This window comes from Streptomyces sp. NPDC054863 (assembly GCF_053610825.1).
Map to the genome: position 1 here is coordinate 25026 of NZ_JBSGZD010000065.1, position 8476 is coordinate 33501.

Genomic DNA, 8476 nt, shown 5'->3' on the forward strand with positions numbered 1-8476 from the left:
TCAGACGTCGTAGGTGTCGCGGAGCACGCCGTCGACCTCGGCGGTGGAGGTGAAGTCCTCCACGACCTTCACCGGCACGCCCACGTCGCCGAGGGTCCGGGCGATCTCGCGCGAGGTGAGGATGGCGACCGCCTCGGACGCCTTGCCCTTCGCGGAGATGGTGTCGGTCGCCTCGACGCTCACGTACTTCGACCACTTCCAGCGGTCCAGGACCTGTTCCAGGGTGTTCTTGAGGAAGAGACTGGTGCCGACGCCGTTGCCGCAGACCGTGAGGATCTTGTGCACGGAGGGCCCCGCGGGGGCCTTCTTCGCCGGGGTACGTACGTCCTGCTGCCCGGCGAGTACGGCGTGCAGTGCCTGTGGCGTAGGCGCTTCGTGCAAGGCCCGTGCGGTTTCGGGGTCGGCCAGCAGCCGGGCCAGTGAGGCCATCGCGGCGGTGTGCGCGGCGGCGTCCTCGGCGGCCAGTGCGACCACCAGATTCACCGGGTCGTTGCTCTCGTGGCCGAACTCCACCGGCTCGGCGAGCCGTAGCCAGGACATTCCGGTTCGTAGTACGGCGGGCGACGGGCGGGCGTGCGCGAGGGCGAATCCGGGCGCGATGACGATGTACGGACCGTTCTCCTCCACATTCCGGATCATCTCCGCGGTGTAGTCGGCGGTGGTGACTTCGGTGGCGACGAGGAGTTCGCCCGCATCGCGGACGGCCTCCCTCCAGTCCGCCGCGAGGAGGTCAAGTCGTACCGCTTCCGATGGAAGGAGATCACTCAGTGCCGACATGAATCCGATATTTGCACAGTCGTGAACGTGCGGCGCGACCAGAGCACGTGGGTAGAGAAAGAAGGCACTCGCTCCGCCACCACGAAGATCACCGAGCCCGAGGGGGGCCACCCGTGCGAAGTGTGGGAGTGGAAGAGGAACTTCTGCTGGTCGACAGCGACGGAACTCCGAGGGCGGTGTCCGGGGTCGTCCTGGCCGCGCTGCCGGACGGCTCCACGCTGGAGAAGGAGCTGCACCGGGAACAGCTGGAGATCGCCACCAGGCCGAGGACCACCATCGAGGGGCTGGCCGCCGAGGTGCGCCGCTGGCGCGGGGAGGCCGCCGCCGGGGCGCGGCGGGCGGGCGCCGAACTCGCGGCCCTCGCCACGTCCCCGCTGCCGGTCGACCCCTCCATCAACTCGGGCGACCGATACCGCAGGCTGGAGGAGGAATTCGGGCTGACCGCGCTGGAGCAGCTGACCTGCGGCTGCCACGTGCACGTCTCGGTGGACTCCGACGACGAGGGCGTGGCGGTGCTCGACCGGATACAGCCGTGGCTCCCCGCGCTGCTCGCCCTGAGCGCCAACTCGCCGTTCTGGCAGGGGCGGGACACCCGGTACGGCTCGTACCGCAGCAGGGTGTGGGGGCGGTGGCCGTCCACCGGGGCCACCGAACAGTTCGGGTCCGCAGAGAACTACCACCGCCAGGTGCAGGGCATGCTGGCGACCGGGACCCTGCTCGACGAGGGGATGATCTACTTCGACGCCCGGCTGTCGCGCCACTACCCCACCGTCGAGGTCCGGGTGCCGGACGTGTGCCTGGAGGCGGACGACACCGTGCTGATCGCGGCGCTGGTACGTGCCCTGGTCGAGACGGCCGCCCGGGACTGGGCCGAGGGCGGACCGCCCGACACCACGGGAGTGGGCCTGTTGCGCCTGGCTTCCTGGCGCGCCGCCCGTTCCGGCCTGTGCGGCGACCTGGTCGACCCGCTGACGCTGACACCGGCCCCGGCCGAGACGGTCGTACGGGCACTGCTCGCACACGTGGCGGAGGCGCTGCGGGACAGCGGGGACATGGATCTCGTCAAGGAACACCTGGACGTGCTGCTGGCGCGGGGCAACGGGGCGCATGTGCAGCGGGAGCTGCTGAGGAGGACGGGGAATCTGCGGGCGGTGGTGGAGGAGTGCGCGCGCAGGACGGTGGGAAAAGGGTGAGAAACAGACGGACGGGCCCGACGGGTGGGCGGACCCGACACACGGGTGCGGGGCCGACGGGCAGCTCAGGGGCTGGTCGTGGGCTGGTCCGGCACCAGCGCGGACGTTCCGGCAACCATGCCGTATCCGGTCCGTGCCCGTGCCCGCCTCCACGACTCGCGCCCGTATCCGCGCCGGAGCCCGCCTCCGCACCCACCCCCTCAGCCGGCCGAGCGGCAGCGGTCCCCGCCCCGCTCAGTCCGTCGGTTCCTCCGCCGTCTCCTCACCCGGCTCCGGGTCCGTCCGCCCCGGGGCGTCCGTCACCGCCCACGGGTCGTCCCCGGGCCCCGCCTGCTGGTCGGGAAGGTCGCGCGGGATTCCCGGAGGCTGTTCCTCGGGGCCGTCCTGGCGTCGGTCCATCGCCGGTCTCCTTCTCTCGTCGTGTTCTCTTGCCACGCTCTCTCGCCACGCTCTCCCGTCGTGCGGAACGGACACCGCGGCTGGTACCCGGCCGGCCACCCCCCATGCATCGCCGCCTGACCTGGTGTTCTTCGGCACACCTGGAACTCGTAGAGTGCGGGGATGCCCAGCAGCACCAGCAGCACCCGCACCCCCACCGGTACGCCCGTCCGCACCGGCGTCCGCGCCCGCCTCGTCCACGCTCCCTGGACCGTGGTCGTCGTCTGGGTGCTGACCCGGCTGTGGCTGGTGCCCGCCGCGCTCAAGCTCCCGCCGCTCGACGGCGACGGCACGCTCGATCCCTCGGTGGACAAGGTGTACCGGGGCTGGTTCGACGTCCTCTCCTCGGGGACGTTCCCGGCGCACGACGTGAGCTGGCAGTACCCGCCGGGCGCCGCCCTGCCGATCCTGGCGCCCGGGGTACTGCCCTCGCTGGACTACGGGACCGCGTTCATCGTGACGGCCGCACTGGCCGACGCCCTGGTGATGGCGGGGCTGCTGTGGCTGGCAGTGCGGCGCGGGCGCTCGCTCGCCGGGGCGTGGCTGTGGGCCGTGGCGCTGGCGGTGCTTTCGACGATGCCGTGGAACCGGTTCGACCTCCAGGTGACGGCGGTGGCGATGGCCGCACTGGCCGTCGCCGCGTCGCAGCGCGCCTGGGCGGACCGGGTGTTCGGCGCCCTGGTGGCGCTCGGAGCACTGATCAAGGTGTGGCCCGTGCTGCTCCTCGTGGGCACCGAGCGGGGCCGGCGCACCCGTACGGCCTGGCTGTCGGCGGCCGCCGCCGCGGTGGTGCTCCTCGGCGTCTTCGCGCTGGCGATGCCGCACGCGCTCTCCTTCCTCACGGCGCAGAAGTCGCGCGGCATCCAGATCGAGTCGGTGGGTGCGCTGCCGTTCCACGTGGCCAGGCACCTCGGCTGGAGCGGGACGTGGAAGGCGAAGGACGGGTCGCACGAGTTCGTCGGTCCCGGAGTGGAGACCGTGTCGCTGGTGATGCAGTGCCTGACCGTGCTGGCGCTCGGGTGGCTGCTGTACTGGCGGCTGAGGTCGCGGCGCAGCGCACCGTGGCTGCTGCCGGACGCCGCACTGACCGCCGTACTGCTGTTCGTGGTGACCAGCCGGGTGATCAGCCCGCAGTACCTGGTGTGGCTGGTGGGGCTGGCTGCCGTCTGTCTGCTGCGGCGGGAAACCTCGCAGCGGCCGGTGGCCGTTCTGATCCTGGTGGCCTGTCTCTTCACGACTCTCGGATTCCCCCTGCTGTACCGGGAGTTGAGGGACGACGCCGACCCGATGGCCATCGCCAACCTCTTCGTGCGGGATCTGCTGCTCGTCGCCGCGGCAGCCCTGTCCGCCGTACGGCTGTGGCGTGCGGGGCGGGTGGAGCAGGTGGGGCAGGTAGGGCAGGTGGGGCACTAGCCCCACGCTCGGCCCGCACCGGCCCCGCACTTCGCCACGCGTCCGTCGGCCGCCCGTCACGCGTCGGCCCACGCGGGCCGTCGGCATATGCCAGGTGCACCACCGGATCGAGTGTTGCCAAACGCCTTACGGGCCCACCTTCCCTGTGCCAGAGTCTTAACGGTCGACTTCCACCGTCCGCCCGCCCAGCAGCACGCGCCGCGGACCACCGGACCCGCCGCACCGAAGACCGACAGACCGTCCCGGCCGCGCCTGCCTACGGAGTACGCCATGCCGTCCCCCCTGTTCGCGGACCGCTCCGCGCCGCAGCCTCCCGAGCGGGGCATGGTCGACGCACTGATCACGCAGACCCGCCGGCTGCGCGGCGACGTGGACGCGGTCCGCCGGGACGCGCCGCTCGACGAGACAGACGACGCCCAGGTGCGCTGGGAGCGCGCCCTGTGCGATCTGGCGGTCCATCAACTCGACGATCTGGGCGCCCACTTGGGGCAGCTGAAGGACGGCCTGCCGTCCGTTCCGATCGAGGCGGCCATCGCCGCCGTCGCGCCCCCCGGTGGCGGCCAGGAGGGCTCCCTGCTCACCAGGGTCGGCAGCGCGGAGTGGAATCTGCTCACCGACGAGGTCAGCTGGTCCGACGAGCTGTACGAGATCTTCGGACGCGCTCCCGGCAGCGGCCCGCTCTCCCTGGACGAACTGCCGTCCATGCTGCTCGCCGACGACCAGTGCCTGCTCACCGCGATGGTGACCGACTGCCTGGTGGACGGGAAGCCCATCGACGGCGAGTTCCGGATCGTACGGGACAGGGACGCCGCGGTGCGCACCCTGCACATGATGGGCGAGCCCGTCCTCGACCCCGACGGCCGCACCGCCTCGATGTGGGCCGTGCTGCGCGACATCAGCGCACTGCGCCGCACCCAGCGCACCGTTCGGGAGAACCGGGACTCGCTGGAGCTGCACCGCCATCTCGTCCGGGCCGAGCGCAGGGTGGCGGTACAGCTCCAGGAGGCCGTCCTGCCGTCGTGGCGCGGCGCGGCGCCCCTTCCGGCGGGCGGCGCGCTCGACCTCGCCGCGTACTACCTGCCCTCCGCCAGCGGCGAGCTGGTCGGCGGGGACTGGTACGACGCGATGGAACTCGCCGACGGCCGGTCACTGCTGACCGTCGGCGGACTGACGGGTCACGGGGTGAGTGCCACCTCCTCCATGGCGATGCTGCTCGGCGCACTGCGCGGCATGGCCCTCGCGGGCGTGCACCCGGGCGCACTGATGGGCCACCTCAACCAGCTGCTCGGCACCTCCTCCGCCCAGCCCTCCCTGGGCAGCGCGATCTGCTGCCAGTACGACCCGGAAACCCGCCTCCTCACCTGGGCGCAGGCCGGACACCCGGCCCCGCTGCTGTTCCGCGACGGCAGGGGTCGCCCGCTGGCCCCGCCGCGGGGAATCCTGCTCGGCGCGACGACGGGCGCGACGTACGAACAGGCCGAAGTGACCCTCCACGAGGGCGACTTGCTGCTCCTGCACACCGACGGTCTGTCGCGACGCAGTGCCACGGACGAGGAGAGCCGGAGCAGGCTGCTGTCCCTCGCCCCTCGGTTCGCCGACACCCACAGCGCACGCGAATGCGTACGGCTCGTGCTGGAGGAGTTCGGCGAGACGGAGCGCGAGGACGACGCCTGCGTACTGATCGCCCGGATCGACTAGCGACCCGGCTGCTGGACGGACCGTCGGACTCTGCCCGCCGACTCGCTAGACGGCCGCCCCCCTGGCTCCGCCCGCCTTCTTCGGCATCACCCGCTCCAGGTCCCGGCGCAGGTCCTCGATCATCGGGTAGTTCGCGTACTGCGCCGTGAGCCGGTACATGCTGCGCAGCCGGTCCCAGGTGCGGTGCGAGGACGTCTCCCCCATGGAGCTGAGGGCCAGCCGGGCGTACCGGGCGGCCTGGTCGGGGTCGTTGCCGATGAAGCAGGCCGAGGCCATCGAGATGTGGTCGAAGAGCTTGGAGCGCTGACGTCCGTCGGGCCGCAATTCCAGGGCGAGCCTGGCGTGCCGCTGGGCGGTCACCGCGGCGGCCGGTTCGTGCTCGGCGAGCGTACGGAACGCGAGGGCCTGCATGCCGTGCAGGTCCGCCTCGTCGAACATCTGCATCCAACTGGGCGGATCCACATCGCCCTTGTCGGAGACGAACAGCTCCTCGGCCTCGCCGAGGGTCCGCCGCATCGCCTGTCCGTGCCCCATCGACGCCTGCGCCCAGGCCTCGATGGTGTGGAGCATGGCACGGGTGCGCGGCAGGGTCTGTTCGCCGGAACCGGACTTGGCGAGCTTCATCAGGTCCAGTGCGTCGTCGGGTTTGCCGAGGTGCACCATCTGCCGGGCCGCCCGGGAGAGCGCTTCGCCGGCCCTCGGCCGGTCGCCGCCCTCGCGGGCCGCGTGGGCGGCGATGACGAAGTACTTCTGGGCGGTGGGTTCCAGGCCCACATCGTGTGACATCCAGCCGGCCAGGACCGCCAGGTTGGCGGCGACCCCCCACAACCGCCTTTGCAGATGGGCGGGTTGACGGTAGGAGAGCATTCCGCCCACCTCGTTGAGCTGGCCGACGACCGCCTTGCGCTGGAGGCCGCCGCCACGTGAGGCGTCCCAGGCGCGGAAGACGTCGACCGAGCGCTCAAGCGCGTCGATCTCCTGCGACCCGACGGGGGCCGCTTCGTAGAGGTCGTACCCGGCGCGTTCCACGTGCAGGGGTTCGTTGATGCGCGGTCCGTCGGCCGCGAGAGTCGGATCGGAGTGCAGCCAGTCGTGCATGGCGCTGGTCAGTGCGGAGCCGGCGGCGAGCGCGGCGCCCGCGCCCACCAGGCCGCGTCGGTTGAGCATGAGGTCCATTCCCGTGAATTCGGAGAGGATCTCGGCCAACTGCTCGGACGTCCACGGCACGCCGTCGGGGTGGTCGGTTTTGCCCGGGGCCCGGCGTCGTCCCGTGCGGCCAGTGCGAGTGAACCCGAGGTCCTCGATGGTCACGACACGGCCGAGCCGCTCGGTGAACAGAGCCTCCAGCACCTTGGGCACCGGATCGCGGGGGGACTCCCCCATGTCGATCCAGCGTCGTACCCGCGAAGTGTCGGTGGCCAGTTGCGGATGGCCCATGGCCGCCGCCTTCCGGTTCACCATTCTCGCGAGTTCCCCCTTGGACCACCCGGTGAGCCCGAACAGGTCGTTCAGGCGGGTGTTGGGTTCTCCGGTCACGTCAAGCCCCCAGGTTCTCGGCTGACTTGACACTAACCCCGCCGCGATATGCGCCGCGACTATTCGCCAGGGTTCGCCAGGGCACGCCAGATGGTGTGCCACCCGCGGCCGGGTGTCAGGTAAGAGAGCGCCACCCCGGCCCGGCAGCCGGCTCGTACTCCCCAGGGTGCGGACCGTCCGCCGGGGCGGGCGGCGCACGCAACTCGTCGGCGCACGAAGGGACCTGTACCGCCCATGTACACAGCATCTTCCTCCGTGACCGCCCCGCCCCGGCCGCACCGACCGCTGGTGACGGGCAGCGGACCGTACCTCGACCCGCATCATGCCGCAGCGGCGGGCGCCGGCCGGGCCCGGCGCGCGGCGGGGCCCGGAACCCAACCGCTCAGCGGGAGACTCGACTTGTCCGGCCCCCAGGGCACGCAGCTGCGGTCCGCACTCGCATCGGTGCACCGGATCTGCCCGGAGTTCAATCCGGTGCAGGTACTGCGCCGCAGCGGACGTTCCGTACTGCTCGTCGGCACAGTCGGTCGTACGACCGCGGTCGCGAAGTGTTTACTCGACCATTCCGACCAGTGGACCGAGCGGTTCAGGCACGAAATAGCTGCCTATCGCGCCTTCGTCCGGCACCGCCCACCGGTGCGGGTCCCGAGGCTGATCGCCGCGGATCCCGACAACTGCACACTGGTGATCGAGCGGATGCCGGGCCGGGCGGCGGCCCTGACGCGGCACCCGGCAGAGGCTCCCCCCCGTGCCGACGTCCGGGCCGCCCTCGGCGCGATCGACAAGCTGAACCACTGGCGCCCGCCCGCCGAGATGTTCGGCCAACCGCTCAACTACGGCAAGCGGCTGACGGACTTCCACGCACTGGGTCTGTTCACCGACCGTGATCTGGGCGACCTGCAGAAGCTGCTGCACGGCATCTCCCGGTCCCCGCTCGGCTGGCAGTTCTGCCACGGCGACGCCCTGCTCTCGAACGTTCTCCTGTCGCCGGCCGGTCCAGTGCTGGTCGACTGGGAACACGCGGGCTGGTACCTGCCGGGGTACGACCTGGCGACCCTGTGGATGATCCTCGGCGACGCGTCCCCGGTCGCCCGTCGGCAGATCAGCCAGCTCGCCCAGGCGGCGGGCACCGCGGCCCGCGACGCCTTCCTGGTCAACCTGATGCTCGTCACGACGCGCGAAGTCCGGTCGTACGAGGCGAAGGTGCAGCGCACCATGCGGGAAGCCCCGCCGGGCGGCGCCCTGGGCAGCTCCGGGATCTCTCCCGGCGAGGAGCAGCGACTGCTGCTGCGGCGGCTGCACGACGACTGCGCGCTCGCCCGCCGGGCGGTGCGTGCGGCGGTCGGTACCCGCTGAGGCGGAGTGCGGGGCCGCGGCGCGGTGGAGGGGAAGGGCGAAGGGCAGTGCCAGGGCGCGGGCAC

Annotated in this window: 7 protein-coding genes; 4 read left to right on the forward strand and 3 right to left on the reverse strand. The window is 71.7% G+C overall.

The window, feature by feature from the left end; translation table 11 throughout:
* Window positions 1–777 (reverse strand): PTS sugar transporter subunit IIA, encoded by a 777-nt coding sequence (locus ACWGIG_RS15045; RefSeq protein ID WP_453322013.1) that lies wholly within the window; start codon window positions 775–777, stop codon window positions 1–3.
* Between the two features lie 113 nt (window positions 778–890).
* Between ACWGIG_RS15045 and ACWGIG_RS15050 the strand changes: the two genes are divergently transcribed.
* Window positions 891–1970, forward strand: a complete 1080-nt coding sequence (locus ACWGIG_RS15050; protein WP_453322014.1) for a glutamate--cysteine ligase — start codon at window positions 891–893, stop codon at window positions 1968–1970.
* 234 nt (window positions 1971–2204) lie between these two features.
* On the opposite strand, the gene ACWGIG_RS15055 is transcribed toward ACWGIG_RS15050, so the two are convergent.
* The gene (locus ACWGIG_RS15055) at window positions 2205–2369 is read right to left on the reverse strand and encodes a hypothetical protein (RefSeq protein ID WP_453322015.1); all 165 of its coding nucleotides are present in this window, start codon (window positions 2367–2369) and stop codon (window positions 2205–2207) included.
* Window positions 2370–2531: 162 nt separating this feature from the next.
* On the opposite strand from ACWGIG_RS15055, the gene ACWGIG_RS15060 reads away from it, so the two are divergent.
* Both ACWGIG_RS15060 and ACWGIG_RS15065 read left to right on the forward strand, forming a co-directional pair.
* Window positions 2532–3821, forward strand: a complete 1290-nt coding sequence (locus tag ACWGIG_RS15060; protein ID WP_453322016.1) for a glycosyltransferase family 87 protein — start codon at window positions 2532–2534, stop codon at window positions 3819–3821.
* A 270-nt stretch (window positions 3822–4091) separates the two neighbouring features.
* On the forward strand, window positions 4092–5519 hold the full coding sequence (locus ACWGIG_RS15065; RefSeq protein WP_453322017.1) for a PP2C family protein-serine/threonine phosphatase: 1428 nt from the start codon (window positions 4092–4094) through the stop codon (window positions 5517–5519).
* A 45-nt stretch (window positions 5520–5564) separates the two neighbouring features.
* Here ACWGIG_RS15065 and ACWGIG_RS15070 read toward each other — a convergent pair whose 3' ends face one another.
* Window positions 5565–7055, reverse strand: coding sequence for a DNA-binding protein NsdB (locus tag ACWGIG_RS15070; RefSeq protein ID WP_453322018.1), 1491 nt, complete (start codon window positions 7053–7055; stop codon window positions 5565–5567).
* 234 nt (window positions 7056–7289) lie between these two features.
* On the opposite strand from ACWGIG_RS15070, the gene ACWGIG_RS15075 reads away from it, so the two are divergent.
* Window positions 7290–8411, forward strand: a complete 1122-nt coding sequence (locus ACWGIG_RS15075) for an aminoglycoside phosphotransferase family protein (protein ID WP_453322019.1) — start codon at window positions 7290–7292, stop codon at window positions 8409–8411.
* The last annotated feature ends 65 nt before the right edge of the window (window positions 8412–8476 follow it).